The sequence below is a fragment of the Acinetobacter sp. CAU_H_S170_2 genome, assembly GCF_058890445.1.
Window position 1 is genome coordinate 719223 of record NZ_JBZYAE010000001.1, and the last position, 15069, is coordinate 734291.

Annotated in this window: 13 protein-coding genes; 5 read left to right on the plus strand and 8 right to left on the minus strand. The window is 41.3% G+C overall.

The window, feature by feature from the left end:
• Positions 1 to 7: 7 nt before the first annotated feature.
• Both AC5EUN_RS03550 and trpS read right to left on the minus strand, forming a co-directional pair.
• Positions 8 to 652 (minus strand): YqiJ family protein, encoded by a 645-nt coding sequence (locus AC5EUN_RS03550; RefSeq protein ID WP_010327282.1) that lies wholly within the window; start codon positions 650 to 652, stop codon positions 8 to 10.
• Positions 653 to 1112: 460 nt separating this feature from the next.
• A complete protein-coding gene (gene trpS, locus AC5EUN_RS03555) occupies positions 1113 to 2126 on the minus strand; it encodes a tryptophan--tRNA ligase (protein ID WP_004695576.1) in 1014 nt (337 codons plus the stop codon).
• Between the two features lie 197 nt (positions 2127 to 2323).
• Here trpS and AC5EUN_RS03560 point away from each other — a divergent pair, with 197 nt between their 5' ends.
• Together AC5EUN_RS03560 and ypfJ are read left to right on the plus strand one after the other, a co-directional pair.
• Complete coding sequence (locus AC5EUN_RS03560) at positions 2324 to 3250, plus strand: DUF808 domain-containing protein (RefSeq protein ID WP_010327281.1); 927 nt, start codon at positions 2324 to 2326, stop codon at positions 3248 to 3250.
• Between the two features lie 41 nt (positions 3251 to 3291).
• Positions 3292 to 4197 (plus strand): KPN_02809 family neutral zinc metallopeptidase, encoded by a 906-nt coding sequence (gene ypfJ, locus AC5EUN_RS03565; RefSeq protein WP_004695581.1) that lies wholly within the window; start codon positions 3292 to 3294, stop codon positions 4195 to 4197.
• A gap of 52 nt (positions 4198 to 4249) precedes the next feature.
• Here ypfJ and AC5EUN_RS03570 read toward each other — a convergent pair whose 3' ends face one another.
• Positions 4250 to 4807: a hypothetical protein gene (locus tag AC5EUN_RS03570; protein WP_010327279.1), complete on the minus strand. Its 558-nt coding sequence runs from the start codon at positions 4805 to 4807 to the stop codon at positions 4250 to 4252.
• Positions 4808 to 5030: 223 nt separating this feature from the next.
• Here AC5EUN_RS03570 and AC5EUN_RS03575 point away from each other — a divergent pair, with 223 nt between their 5' ends.
• Both AC5EUN_RS03575 and AC5EUN_RS03580 read left to right on the plus strand, forming a co-directional pair.
• Entirely contained in the window at positions 5031 to 6530 is a 1500-nt protein-coding gene (locus AC5EUN_RS03575; protein WP_010327278.1) for a cation:proton antiporter, read from the plus strand.
• 114 nt (positions 6531 to 6644) lie between these two features.
• Complete coding sequence (locus tag AC5EUN_RS03580) at positions 6645 to 6968, plus strand: MGMT family protein (RefSeq protein WP_010327277.1); 324 nt, start codon at positions 6645 to 6647, stop codon at positions 6966 to 6968.
• 43 nt (positions 6969 to 7011) lie between these two features.
• Here the strand turns inward: AC5EUN_RS03580 and AC5EUN_RS03585 are convergent, their stop codons facing one another.
• Positions 7012 to 7452, minus strand: a complete 441-nt coding sequence (locus AC5EUN_RS03585) for a universal stress protein (protein WP_004695589.1) — start codon at positions 7450 to 7452, stop codon at positions 7012 to 7014.
• Between the two features lie 297 nt (positions 7453 to 7749).
• On the opposite strand from AC5EUN_RS03585, the gene AC5EUN_RS03590 reads away from it, so the two are divergent.
• Positions 7750 to 9177, plus strand: a complete 1428-nt coding sequence (locus tag AC5EUN_RS03590) for a KAP family P-loop NTPase fold protein (protein WP_029575085.1) — start codon at positions 7750 to 7752, stop codon at positions 9175 to 9177.
• Here AC5EUN_RS03590 and AC5EUN_RS03595 read toward each other — a convergent pair.
• The 4 genes from AC5EUN_RS03595 to carA all read right to left on the minus strand — a co-directional run bounded on the left by AC5EUN_RS03595 (position 9149) and on the right by carA (position 14938).
• Complete coding sequence (locus AC5EUN_RS03595) at positions 9149 to 9766, minus strand: CatB-related O-acetyltransferase (RefSeq protein ID WP_010327275.1); 618 nt, start codon at positions 9764 to 9766, stop codon at positions 9149 to 9151. The two genes, AC5EUN_RS03590 and AC5EUN_RS03595, sit on opposite strands and share 29 nt — an antisense overlap.
• A 211-nt stretch (positions 9767 to 9977) precedes the next feature.
• Entirely contained in the window at positions 9978 to 10454 is a 477-nt protein-coding gene (greA, locus tag AC5EUN_RS03600; RefSeq protein ID WP_005400425.1) for a transcription elongation factor GreA, read from the minus strand.
• Positions 10455 to 10547: 93 nt separating this feature from the next.
• Positions 10548 to 13781 carry a carbamoyl-phosphate synthase large subunit gene (gene carB / locus AC5EUN_RS03605; protein WP_010327274.1) on the minus strand — a complete coding sequence of 1078 codons (3234 nt, stop codon included), beginning with the start codon at positions 13779 to 13781 and terminating at the stop codon, positions 10548 to 10550.
• Positions 13782 to 13795: 14 nt separating this feature from the next.
• Positions 13796 to 14938: a glutamine-hydrolyzing carbamoyl-phosphate synthase small subunit gene (gene carA, locus AC5EUN_RS03610; RefSeq protein ID WP_004695603.1), complete on the minus strand. Its 1143-nt coding sequence runs from the start codon at positions 14936 to 14938 to the stop codon at positions 13796 to 13798.
• Positions 14939 to 15069: the final 131 nt, after the last annotated feature.

Consider the following 15069-nt stretch of genomic DNA (forward strand, 5'->3'; position numbering starts at 1 on the left):
GAAAGAATTAAAGTGAAATGGCTTTAAAGCCAATCTTGGTTTTTTGAGTCAAAATGACTTCTTGACCTTGAGAAAAATGAAGGTCTGTTTCAGGTTCAACCAGCACATAATGCGTTTGCCCAAACTGATCTTGGACTCGTGCTTGAGCAGGTGAGTTGACTTTAGCTTCACCTAAAATAATCAGTGCTGTTCGTCCAATCAGCTCTTCACTGTAAATTGCTGTGGTTTCATCTTGTGGCAAAATTTTAGCAATCAGCATGGCGCTGTAACGAATCATAGGCATCGAAAGTATGAGGCAAAGTGGTGCCATGATCCATGCACTCCAATAGCTTCCCGTCCAAGTTTGAAGAATGGACTGTAGAATAAAGCCACTTAAGCTATATAGAGTGAGGAAGATAATCAGCCAAACCAAGAGAGGAACACGGCCAATAAACAACCAATCCAGCAGGGCGTTGAGCCAACCTTGATCGGCATCTAGTGCAATGTCGACGTCTTTAGTACTGCCTAAGTCATCAGGTAGGAATTGGTCAAGTAGGCCTTGTGAGCCGCCCCCTAACACCAATAGAATCAATTCGAGCAGTCCCAATAAAAACATCAGACTGAGGCAAATACTAAAAATTAAATTGGATGGGTGAGTAAATAATTCCCACATTCTAAAGGTTCTCTATTTTTATGCTGTTATCAGTTAAGTGTAAATTTTTAAAAAGAATTGTATTGAAATTGGGCTTTAGCATAGCATTCAAAAAACAGAATGTCTAAGTTTGTTGGCACGTAATGAGAAAGCGGATTTAATTGTGATTTGACAAATTTTAGGCAAAAAAATACGCAATGATTGGGGTATTCATTGCGTAGAACTACGAATCTGTTGTTACACAGTTTCGGTAAAAAGGAGAAACGTTATATCTCAGGGTTAATCTAAGCTATGGACTTATCATAAGGGCTGTGCATTCTTATTTCATGAGTATTCACGTTAATTACTGTAAATTTAGGTTAACAAACGACACTAAATGTCAGTTTTTGAGATGCATGTGGCTTATTTTTGTTTGTTTAGTGATCAAAAAAGCCTTTCTCAGTGAGAAAGGCTTAAATATGCGCTTTAGTTTAAGAACGGATTAGAAATGAAACACCCCTAAACCCGATTTAACTTCATCTAGAGTCTGTTGAGTAATATCACGACATTTGTCTGTACCAGTCTTCAAAATATCCATGATGTAATCAGGATCTTTCGCAAGTTCCATACGACGTTCACGAATTGGCGTGATCAGCTCTTTCAATACGCCTTCAAGACGTTTTTTCACCGTACCATCGCCTAAACCGCCACGGCGGTAATGTGCTTTCAGTTCTTCAACTTCTTCTTTGTTTGGATCAAACGCATCTAAATACGTAAATACGATATTACCTTCAACCTGACCTGGGTCTTCAACACGCAGGTGGTTCGGGTCGGTGTACATCGCATTAACAGCTTTTTTAATGTCTTTATCGGTTGCATCCAACACAATGGTATTGCCCAAAGATTTCGACATTTTGGCTTTACCATCAAAGCCAGGTAAACGACTCATATTAGAAAGCAGGGCCTTACATTCAGGCAGTAATTCCTGACCAATCTGACGGTTTAAGCGGCGTACGATTTCATTGGTCTGTTCGATCATTGGAATCTGGTCTTCACCCACAGGTACAACCGTTGCTTTAAATGCGGTGATATCTGCTGCTTGTGCAACTGGGTAGCATAAGAAACCCGCTGGAATATCACGTTCGAAACCACGCATCTGAATTTCAGACTTGATGGTTGGGTTACGTTCTAAACGAGACACGGTCACAAAGTTGAGATACAACATGGTGAGTTCATTTAGCGCGGGTAAGCTCGACTGCACGCAAATGGTGGTTTTGGTTGGGTCGATCCCGACTGCTAAGTAATCTGTGGCAACTTCAAGAATATTGCGGCGAACTTTTTCAAAGTTATCGGCATTGTCAGTAAAGGCTTGCGCATCGGCCAATAATAAATGCTGATGGTGTGAATCCTGCAACCCCACACGTGAACGTAAAGATCCGACAAAGTGCCCTAAATGAAGTTGTCCCGTTGGACGGTCGCCTGTCAAAATAACAGGACGGTTGTCTTGATTACTCATTATCTATTTCCAAAGTCGTCGTAGCGACATGCTATTTTCAAAGAATGCAGACATTGTACGGCATAATCTTTTTCAATGTCAGTCTTAAAAAAACTGCAGTGAAAAAATTATAAAATCAGTTAAATTTCAAAAAACAAATATTCAAAAGCTTAGATCACAGATTAAAATGTCAGAATTCTCAAGATGGATAAAAATAAATGGCGAGTAGCTTATTAATATTACTAGATGATATTGCCACGATATTAGATGACGTTGCGGTCATGAGTAAAATGGCGGCAAAAAAAACGGCGGGTGTTTTGGGCGATGATTTAGCACTCAATGCTCAACAGGTCAGCGGGGTTCGTACTGACCGTGAGCTGCCTGTGGTTTGGGCTGTGGCAAAAGGCTCTTTTGTTAATAAATTAATTTTAGTCCCTGCGGCGCTGTTGATTAGTGTGGTTGCACCGTGGCTGATCACGCCACTGTTAATGATTGGTGGTTTATTTCTATGCTATGAAGGGGTAGAAAAAGTCCTACATAGTTTGCATCACAAAAAAGCCAAAACCGAAGAAGAAGCCAGCCAAGAATTAACTGCGATTGAAACCGATATGGCGACTTTTGAAAAAGATAAAGTTAAAGGGGCGATTCGTACCGACTTTATTTTGTCGGCAGAAATTGTGGTGATTTCACTGGGGACTGTGGCTGCTGCAACTTTTTCAACCAAAGTCATGGTGTTGTCTGTAATTGCCATTTTAATGACCGTCGGTGTGTATGGTTTTGTGGCGATGATTGTTAAAATTGATGATTTAGGGCTGTATCTAGCTCAGCAAGCCTCTTCATTTAAGCAAACTATTGGCCGTGGTTTATTGGCTTTTGCACCAAAACTAATGAAGACCTTAACCATCGTGGGCACTATCGCGATGTTTTTAGTGGGTGGTGGCATTATTTCCCACGGCGTGCCTTTATTGCATCATTTCACTGAAGGTTCAGTGGATTATGCTGAACATATTCCAACTGTGGGAAGCATTGTGGGGGCATTAACCCCAACACTGATTAACTTAGTGATTGGTTTTGTGGCTGGTTTGATTGTATTGGCTATTGTGAGCTTGATTAAAAAAGTTTGGCCGAGCTCAAAAAAGGCATAAACTGGATCGGGTCAGCATGTATTAGAAGAAGGAAGAGTGCTATGCGTTGGAAGGGACGTCGTGTCAGTAGCAATGTCGAGGATCGCCGCGGTGGTGGCGGTGTCAAGGCGGGTGGCATCAGTATTTTAGGGCTGATCGTAGCCTTTGTGGCATGGAAATTTCTAGGAGTCGATCCGCAGCAAGCCTACCAAGCCACTAAACAAGTGACCGCACAAACTGGAGCGGCAGAAACTCAAGGTTTGGATAACCCAACGCCTGATCAGCAGGAAGCGATGGACTTTGTCGGTACTGTACTGGCCGATACTGAAGACACATGGAGTCAAATTTTCCAACAGCAATTGGGACAACAATATGTTCCGCCCAAGTTGGTGATGTTTTCAGGAGTGATCAATTCGGGTTGTGGTACTGCTCAGTCTGCAATGGGGCCGTTTTACTGTCCAGCAGATCAGAAGGTGTATATCGACACCGCTTTCTTTAAAGACATGCGGACTCAAATGGGTATTGGCGGTGAGCAAAACCAAACGGAGTTGGCGCGCCAAGATCAAGCGGGTGACTTTGCTCAGGCTTATGTTGTGGCACATGAGGTTGGACATCATATTCAGACCATTTTAGGGATTTCTGAACAAGTGCAAAAAGCTCGTGCACAGGGCTCAAAAGCGCAAGGCAATGCTTTATCGGTACGCCAAGAGTTACAGGCTGACTGTTTAGCAGGAGTATGGGCGCATCATAACAATCAACGAACTCAGTTCTTAGAGCAAGGCGATGTTGAAGAAGCGATGGATGCTGCACATAAGATTGGTGATGATTACCTACAAAAGCGGGCAACAGGGCAAGTGGTGCCTGATAGCTTTACCCATGGAACCAGTCAGCAGCGTATGACTTGGTTTGGCACGGGCTTTAAGTCGGGGCAAGTTGAAAGTTGTGATACTTTTAATCAAGCCATTTAAGTCATAAAAAAGAGGTGATTAATCACCTCTTTTTATTTTAACCAATTCATTTCTATCGGTTTAAGAACTGCTTAAAGTTTCGAGCAATACGGACGCTCACATATAACGCAATACAGGCAAATAACAACACCCCAAACACCACATACTTTAAGTTGCTCATATCCGCACGGTAAAACTGCTGAATTTGCTCAGGCGTATAACGCAATGTTTTAACATCTTGTGTACGTGTATCGAGATAACTGACTTGCTGAATGTAATTAAATTGCCCTGCTTTGAGTAGTTCAATTGACTGAATTTGGCGGGTATGTTGTTCGTTGTAGTCATCTACACAAATGTCGGTTAAATAATGATTACAGCTGAGTTTGGCGATATAACCATGATTGGCCACATGCAAATAAATATGATCATCGGGTGCTTTATTGTTTGAAAGTAGAACCAGAGTTTGATCGGGACGAGAGTTCATTTTAAAACTTTGTGCTGAGGCAAAAGTTTGCTCGGCTTGTAAAATTTCTTTGGTTTTTGCAAAGCAGGTCAGAAACAACGCAAAGGTGGTTAGGAAAATAATCAGTGCGAAGAACATCCGAAAGATGGTTTTAAAAGTGAATTGCATAGGAGATCAAACTTGGCCAAAGGGAACGTTCACGCATAAAAAACATGCATATGCGCTATGTTAATTCATCATCAGGAGAAATGTTAAAAAAATTATTTTTTTCGGGCGTTGATGTGAAAAATGATTAAAATATTTCGAGCATCAATGTGTATGAAATGAACTTTTATTCCATAGATAAGCACTGAAAGCCACCGTCTCCCCAACCGCCCAATTTGGAAGTTCAATGGGAAATTATTTTTTTCTACAAGTTTTTACCGTTATTTTTGCATTATCTATTGCAACGACTATTTTTAATAAACGTATTTTAGGTTTTCCTCAAGCCATTGGCGTACCCATCGTTTCTGCCATTTTTGTCTTTATTTTACAGTGGGGCGCGAGCCTGCTGAGTGGTAATCAGTTTATTACCATCAATATTCATAACATTGAAGAAGCGGTTCGTCACATTGATTTTTATGACTTTTTAATCAATGGCGTGATTTGCTTCATTTTGACCTCGTCGGCACTGAAGTTCAAAGTCTCAGATTTACGTAGTTATTGGAAGCCGATCAGCATTTTAGCCAGTATTGCGTTGGTACTGTGCGCCGTGTTCTTTGGGGTGGTGCTCTACGGTTATCAGTTCATTATTGGACAACATGTCGATTTATTGGTGCTTTTGCTGTTGGGGGCTGCATTGGGTGCAACGGACCCGATTGGGATCAAAGGCGTACTTAGTTCGGTACGTGCGCCCCATCATTTAATGGTCAAGCTTGAGGGTGAATCACTGTTTAATGATGCTATGTGTATTGCCTTGTTCATGACGCTCTTAAACGTATTACAAGGTGAAAACTTTACCGTCATGGGCGTGTTGCAAACCTTACTCTATGAAATTTTTGTCGCCGTCATTATTGGTTGGGCCTTTGGTTTAGGGATCTTGCGACTGCTGCGTGGTAAGCACGAAATGGAGTCTCTCATTTTGACCACAGCACTCTTGGCCTGCGGTTCGTACTTGGTTGCACTGTTTGCACATGCTTCAGCACCGATTGCTTGTGTCATCGGTGGTTTGATTGTGGGGAATAAATGGAAAGAAATTTTACAAGAACGCGAAATACGGGAAGTGAACCATTTTTGGCATACGGTTGAAGGAATTATTAACTCGTTCTTATTCACCTTAATTGGTTTGGAACTGTTTATTTTAGATCTCAGCTTTAGTCTAATTTTTGGCGGCATCGTCGCTTTTATTATTCTGCATGCTTCACGTTTTGCAGCGAACTATTTATCTTTTGCCTTTTTTCCCTCTTTCCGTAAGAAAAGTTATAACGGAAGTTTGGCGATTTTGTCATGGGGCGGAGTGCGTGGAGGGATCTCCTTAGCACTGATCTTAGCCGTAGCTAACGTACCTGAGCTAAGTGAATACAGCAGTATCTTGATTGGTTATACTTTTATCACCGTGTTGCTTTCAGGTATGGTCTGCGGTCTAGGATTGCCTGCTGTAATGAATGCGTTCTACTACAACCCGAATGAAGAAAAGACAGGTTTTAAAGGTTGGTATCAACGTCTGTGTAATAAAATGAACCGTAAAGGCTTCAAGTATATTATTGGTGAAGATGCACAGGGCTATGAAACCATTATCGTCTATCAACCTGAAGCATTGATTGATGTTAAAGCAGATGATGGCATTGCTGCGGTGCATAACCCTGAGCGAGTTCAGGAAGTGAAACGTCTGGAAAGTCCTGATAACTTTTAGTGATTTACTCAACTAAAAAGCCCCTGTATTGGGGCTTTTTAGAATGAATGAGCTGGTTTATTTGAATCATATAACGATGTCATTATGGAATAATTAGAACAGGATACCTTTGAAATGGCGGAATCGATAGTCAAAGAACTGGCACCGATGATTTTTCAGGTGATCGCCCAGATTCCTTATGGGCGGGTAGCTAGTTATGGACAAATTGCACGCTTAGCAGGTATTCCCAAACATGCACGTTTAGTAGGCTATGTGCTAAAACATATGGATGCAGACAGTAGTTTACCTTGGTATCGTGTAATCAACTCCCAAGGAAAAATTAGCCTAAGTAAACTGAATGATCAGGGACAAAACATTCAAGCACAGTTACTTCTGGCGGAAGGTATTTTAGTGATTGGGGACAAAGTGAAAATGAAAGAGTTTCAGTGGAATATTTAAAATAGCAAGGCTCTACCTCCGTGGAAGTAGAGCACTCGATGTATTACTGACGAACAACTAAAACAGGAATGTGCGCTTCACCTAAAACACTTTGTGCAACACTGCCTAGGAATAAACGTTTTAAACCTGTACGACCATGAGAGCCGATCACAATCAGGTCTGCTTTAGATGTTTCAGCTTCTTTGATAATTTCACGGTGCACCACCTGACCTTCAAGTAGTTTTGCTTCAACTGGAATGCCCAGATCGCTAAATTTAGCCGCTGCTTCCTCAAGTGTTTTCAAAACTGAAGTACGCGCACGTTCAATTAAGTCATTGGTTTGAGTTGCAGAAATGTATTCGGCAGCAATGTAAGGGTCAAGTGCAAGTACTTGAACGACTGTAATTTTTCCGCCAAATGCTTTAGCAAGTTCAGCCGCTTGCGCAACTGCTGCATATGATGTTTCTGAACCGTCTACAGGGACTAAAATGTTTTGGTATGCCATGGTTGTTTCTCCTTATTATCAACTGATTATACGTGCAGATTTCTGTTTTAATGTATCACGGGTTAAATACAGCTTATGCCTTGATATTAGCTGTATTTTTTAAAGAATAAAACCTAGTAAATTCATATGGATATTTGCATATGAAATGCTAATTTCTCACTTCTAAATTAGCACAAAAGCGTGTGAATAATAATCAATTTAACACTAAAGTTGAATGTATATGTAGCGTTTAAGAAACATAGGCTTTGTCTAAAAAATAGCTTATATTTATGAATGGCTTACTACTTTATAAATACGATGACAGATACGAATCAACTGAATTGGCAACGAACAAATTTAGAGAATATAGAAACAGCTTGGGAAGGTGACCTTTGGGATCGTAAGCGTTTGGGTATTCAACTAACGAATTATGTTGATCGTTTGCAGTGTGGAGCTGTACTCGCTTTAGATGCTCGTTGGGGGGAGGGTAAAACTTGGTTTGTTCGACACTGGCAAAAACATTTAGAAGATGAAAATCATAATGTGATTTATTTAGATGCATTTGCAAATGACTATTTAGATGATCCATTTTTAGTTGTGACTTCAGAAATTACAAATACTTTAAGTAAAGACAAAAAGACCAAAAGTAAGGTTAAAAAACTAATAGATCTATCAGCATCTGTAGGAACAGCATTGTTGCCATCTTTACCGAAAATTGCATTAACGCTTGGACTTCATCTTGTTGGAGCTGGATTTTTAGGTGGAATCTTGCAGCAAGGTTATGAAAATGCGCAGGATGAAATAGATAAATTATCAGATGAGACGAGTGATCGAATTAAAGAAAGTATTCAAGAGAAAATTGCAGGTCATGAAGCTGAAAAGAAAACTTTAGAAGAATTCAAAAAACATCTAGCTCAAACAGTTGAAAAGTTAGACAAACCACTAGTTTTTATTATTGATGAACTTGATCGTTGTCGTCCTGATTTTGCAATTCGTTTGATTGAGCGTATTAAACACTTTTTTGATATTCCTAAAATTGTTTTTGTTTTGGTGATGAATAAGACTCAGCTTATACAGTCTGTACACACTTTATATGGCTATACTATTGAAACGAATGGTGATTACTTCGAAAAGTTTATTGATTTCACGATTAAATTTCCTCAGTTGGATGCTATAAATAATTATGAAATGCTCTTAAAAGAGCAGCTTTTTAGAATAGGTGAAATTGAAAATAAAGAGCATTTTAGTACTTTTTATTTTTGGGTATTGGCATTGCAATTATATAAAAATTACAATTCGCGAGAGCTTATTAGAAAAGTCAATCAATATGCCCTATTAAGAACAAATAATTTAAATAAGGATATGATTGTAATAGCAATAATATTTGATAGGGATTTCCAAGTTACAGTGCAGTATTTTAGAAGAGTTCTAAAGAGATTATTAGAATATATAACTAATCATACTCATCAACGGGATAATGAAAGTTATATAGCAAGAAACTTAATAAATAATTTAAATCAAAAATATAAGTTAACTAGCTTGGGAATTCTGGAATTAGCTGATCAGTTGGAAAATTTTATGAAACACTACACAACTTCTGGACAGATGGATGAGAAGGAAAGAGCTCTTTTAGATTTATATTCAGATTATTCCGTGACGAAATTGCGTAAATCTGATGATCTTGTCACGAGTTGGAAAAATTATATTGAATCTGGTTTTATTTCAGAAACTCAAGCAGAGAGTTAATATCATCTGTCTGTAACTGCTCACGCATTTTTAAAAACTGCTTTTCATCTAAGTCATAGAGCTTCAGTGCAAGCAGTTTTTCTATATCTGCTTCGGGAAAGCGATACTTAATAATCTTGGCAGGTACTCCACCCACAACGGTATAGGGTGGAACATCCTTGGTCACGACAGCGCCCGTTGCCACCACTGCACCTTCACCGAGTGTTACACCCTGCATAATCATGGCACGTGAACCAATCCAGCATCCATCTCCAATGATGGTATCACCCGCGAGCACAAAACTACGTGTATCAAAAGGAAAGGCCGAAATCCAGTCAGTACGATGCAGTTGGTTACCACCCATCATAATGACGCATTCTGCGCCAAAACAGACGAAGTTGCCGATATAGAGTTGATCAATTGGTTTGTCTATGGTCGAGGGCTTATCATGCAAATAACGCACGACACAACGTTCAAAACCTTGATCCCAATACGCTGAATAGTAAGAGTAATTCCCTTTAATGTGAATATTCGGATTCTTCACCGTTTTAGAGATGAACTCAAACTCACACCAGTGTTTGACAGGAGAATTAATCAGTGGCTCAGACATAAAAAGACAGCGTTGAAGAGTGTGAGAAATTATAACAAATAAAAGTCTTGCTTTGATAAAGAGGGGAAATGAATACCCTAAATCTATCTCATTCTTGGGGTGAAATTTCCCACGTGCATAAGAAGAGGGCTAGGAAGAGCTATTTGGTAAAATACAAAAACAAAAAACCCCTCAATCGAGGGGTTTCTACAGCCGTAAATATCAAAGAAACTTAGATATATGCAACTTTTACAATTTCGTATTCAACTTCACCCTGAGGGGTTTGAATTTTTGCTTCGTCCCCTTCACTTTTGCCCAAAAGGCCGCGCGCGATAGGAGAGTTCACTGAAATTTTATTGATTTTAAAATCAGCTTCGTCGTCACCAACGATCATATAGGTCTTTTGTTCTTCGGTGTCTAAGTTTTCGATAGTGACTGTCACCCCAAAAACCACGCGACCGTTCTGTTCAAGTTCTTTTACATCAATCACTTGAGCCGCACCCAATTTACCTTCGATGTCTTGAACACGACCTTCACAGAAACCTTGTTGCTCACGCGCAGCATGGTATTCCGCATTTTCTTTTAAATCCCCGTGCTCACGTGCTTCAGCAATTGCCGCAATAATACGTGGACGTTCAATACTTTTTAATTGATGTAATTCTTTCTCTAAGGCTAATTTGCCTTGGGGAGTCATAGGATAACGTTGCATTGTTGTCCCTCAAGTCTGTGAGTGTAAAAAATATAGGTTTATAAATGAAAAAAGCCCGCCACCGAGAGGTGACGGGACTTCTCGGTAAACGAATTAACCTACAGTTTGTAAATCTTGCAAACGGTATACATCCATTGGCAATTGAATCGCAAAAGCTTGGCATACAGCATCAGCACCGTTCAAGGTCGTAGTGTTATACACTTTCGCTTGAAGCGCTGAACGACGAATCGAGAACGAATCTTGTTGAGCTTGTTTGCCTTCAGTTGTATTGATAATGAGGTGAACTTCGCCATTTTTCAAGCGGTCCACGATATTAGGACGGCCTTCAGTGACTTTATTTACACGTTCACACTCAATACCTGCAGCTTTAATGAACTCATAAGTACCGCCAGTCGCAAGTACTTTGAAGCCAAAGCCTACCAGTTGCTTCGCAATACCAACAGCACGAGGTTTGTCTGAATCACGCACAGAGATAAATGCATGCTTCACTTCGCCTTCTGTAGGAAGACCTGGTACGCGTTCATTCGAGCCTAACACAGCTTTGTAGAATGCTTCACCAAATGTTTTACCTACACCCATTACTTCGCCTGTAGATTTCATCTCAGGGCCAAGAATAGGGTCAACACCCGGGAACTTGTTGAACGGGAACACCGCTTCTTTTACAGAGAAGTGAGTCGGGATGATTTCTTTAGTGAATCCTTGAGATTCTAAAGACTGACCCGCCATACAACGCGCAGCCACTTTCGCTAAAGACTCACCGATACATTTAGAAACGAATGGCACAGTACGAGACGCACGTGGGTTCACTTCTAGGATGTAAACGTCTTCGCCTTTCACAGCAAACTGTACGTTCATCAAACCAACAACGCCAAGCTCTTTCGCCATAGCAACAGTTTGACGACGCATTTCGTCTTGGATTTCAACTGAGAGTGAGTATGGAGGAATCGAACATGCTGAGTCACCTGAGTGAATCCCTGCTTGTTCAATGTGCTGCATAATACCGCCAATCACAACGTCTTTACCGTCAGATACACAGTCTACGTCAACTTCGATCGCATCATCTAAGAAACGGTCAAGAAGAACTGGCGCTTCATTTGATGCTTGTACCGCATCACGTAAGTAGCGTTTAAGCTCTTCGTCGTTGTATACGATTTCCATCGCACGACCACCGAGTACATAAGAAGGACGCACCACCAGTGGGTAGCCTACTTTCGATGCTTCAGCCATACCTTCTTCAGCAGATTTTACAATGCTGTTGTTTGGCTGGCGAAGTTGAAGACGTTGAATCATTTGTTGGAAACGTTCACGGTCTTCTGCTCGGTCAATCGCATCTGGTGATGTACCGATAATTGGCGCACCTGCTTCTTCTAAAGCACGAGCCAATTTAAGCGGAGTCTGACCACCATACTGAACGATAATGCCTTTTGGCTTTTCAGTACGAACGATTTCAAGTACATCTTCCAATGTGATTGGTTCGAAGTACAAACGATCAGAAGTGTCGTAATCCGTTGAAACTGTTTCAGGGTTACAGTTCACCATGATGGTCTCGTAACCATCTTCACGCATTGCAAGCGCAGCGTGTACACAGCAGTAATCGAATTCGATCCCTTGACCAATACGGTTAGGACCACCACCGATCACCATAATCTTATCTTTATCAGATGGGTTTGATTCACACTCATCATCGTAAGTTGAATACATGTATGCAGTGTCAGATTCGAACTCTGCTGCACAGGTATCCACACGTTTGTAAACTGGCGTTACGCCCAAGTTCCAACGGTGCTTACGGAATTGTTTTTGTGAAATACCCATCAAGTTCGCGATGCGAAGGTCAGATAAACCTTTACGTTTGAACGAACGGATGTTGTCTGCGTTTAGATCACCAAAACCTAAAGTTTTGATTTCATTTTCAGTTTTGATGATGTCTTCGATTTGGATCAAGAACCATTTATCGATTTTCGTCGCTTGGAACACGTCTTCTAAGGTGAAACCATGACGGAATGCGTCAGCCACATACCAAATACGCTCTGGACCCGGAACTTTAAGTTCAACCAAGATCTTTTCTTTCGCGCCTTCAGTTCCTACTGCGATTTTTTCATCAAAACCACACGCACCCACTTCAAGACCACGAAGTGCTTTGTTTACAGACTCTTGGAAGTTACGACCAATGGCCATTACTTCACCCACAGATTTCATCTGTGTGGTCAGTGTTGCATCTGCTTGTGGGAATTTTTCGAAGTTGAAACGTGGAATTTTTGTTACCACGTAGTCAATTGCAGGTTCGAACGAAGCAGGAGTCGTTCCGCCCGTGATGTCATTTTTTAATTCATCAAGGGTATAACCGACAGCCAATTTCGCGGCGATTTTTGCAATCGGGAAACCTGTTGCTTTTGATGCAAGGGCAGATGAGCGCGATACACGCGGGTTCATCTCGATGATCACCATACGGCCAGTATCTGGGCAAATACCGAACTGAACGTTAGAACCACCTGTTTCTACACCAATTTCACGAAGAACTGCTAAAGATGCATTACGCATCAATTGATATTCTTTGTCTGTTAATGTTTGCGCAGGCGCAACAGTGATTGAGTCACCTGTGTGCACGCCCATTGGGTCAAAGTTTTCGATCGCACAAACGATAATACAGTTGTCGTTTTTGTCACGAACAACTTCCATCTCGTATTCTTTCCAGCCAATTAAAGATTCATCAATCAATAATTGTTTGGTTGGAGAAAGATCGAAACCGCGTTCACAGATTTCAAGGAATTCTTCTTTGTTATAAGCGATACCGCCACCTGAACCACCCATCGTGAATGACGGACGGATAATCACAGGGAAGCCGAAGCGCGCTTGAATCTCTAAAGCTTCTTCCATGTTTTCAGCAATCGCAGCTTTTGGACATTCAAGACCAATTTTACGCATTGCTTCATCAAACAGTTTACGGTCTTCAGCTTTTTCAATCGCTTCTTTGGTTGCACCAATCAATTCAACATTGTATTTTTCTAAAATACCGTTGGCATCCAGTGCAAGCGCACAGTTCAATGCTGTTTGACCACCCATTGTTGGAAGGACAGCATCTGGACGCTCTTTTTCAATGATTTGAGCAACAGTCTGCCAAGTGATTGGCTCGATATATGTTGCGTCTGCCATCGCAGGGTCGGTCATAATGGTAGCTGGGTTAGAGTTCACCAAAATAACACGGTAGCCTTCTTCACGAAGAGCTTTACACGCTTGCGCACCTGAGTAGTCAAACTCACATGCCTGTCCGATGACAATCGGACCTGCACCAATAATTAAGATACTTTTAATGTCTGTACGTTTAGCCATGATCGCTTCCTTAATTACTTCTTAGATGCTTCGATAAGTTCGATGAAATGATCGAACAATGGTGCGCAGTCATGCGGACCAGGGCTTGCTTCAGGGTGACCTTGGAAGCTGAACGCTGGTTTGTCTGTACGATGAATCCCTTGAAGAGTTTGATCGAACAAAGACTTGTGCGTAGCTTTCAAGTTTGCAGGAAGTGTTTCTGCATCCACTGCGAAGCCGTGGTTTTGAGAAGTAATCATCACTGTGCCTGTTTCCATGTTTTGAACAGGGTGGTTAGCACCGTGGTGACCATGCGGCATTTTCACTGTTTTTGCACCTGAGGCAAGTGCAAGAATTTGGTGACCCAAGCAAATACCAAAGACGGGTAGGTTGCGAGCGTCTTCTACAATTGTTTTTACAGCTTCAATTGCGTAGTCACATGCAGCTGGATCGCCAGGGCCGTTCGATAAGAACACGCCATCCGGATTCAATGCAAGCACGTCAGCAGCAGGAGTTTGTGCAGGCACGACAGTGAGTTTACAACCGCGGTCTGCAAGCATACGTAAGATGTTGGTTTTGACACCGTAGTCGTATGCAACAACATGGAATTTAAGTTCAGGTTGTGTGAAGCCTTTGCCTAATACCCAAGAACCTTCTGTCCATTCGAAACCAGTTGGGTCACAGCATTCTTTAGCTAGGTCTAAACCATTTAAACCACCAAATGCGCGTGCTTTTTCTAAAGCCTGCTCTTCAGTAATATTTTCACCAGCAAGGATGCAACCATTTTGCGCACCTTTGTCACGCAAAATACGGGTTAATTTACGCGTATCAATATCTGCAATTGCGACAACATTATGTTCTTTTAAGTATTCGCCTAAAGATTGCGTTGATCGGAAGTTGCTATGCAATAAAGGTAGGTCACGAATAATTAATCCGTTGGCCCATACTTTGTGAATTCGACCTGACTCAGCGTCTTCATCATTACAACCTGTGTTACCGATATGAGGGTAAGTTAAAGTCACAAGTTGCTGTGCATAACTCGGGTCAGTCAAAATTTCTTGATAGCCAGTCATGGCAGTGTTGAAAACGACTTCACCAGTCGTACTACCCGATGCACCAATAGACGTTCCTTTAAAGATCGTACCATCGGCAAGGGCTAAAATTGCTGGGGTGCTCAAACCAAAGCTCCTGAAATTTAGGCTGTAAAAAAGCGAGTAGACGAAAAAAAAGGAAGGCTATCTAAAAACCTACCCTCCCTATGTCTGCTCGCTTGAACTTAACATGGCACTATACGCAACTTCACTAACAA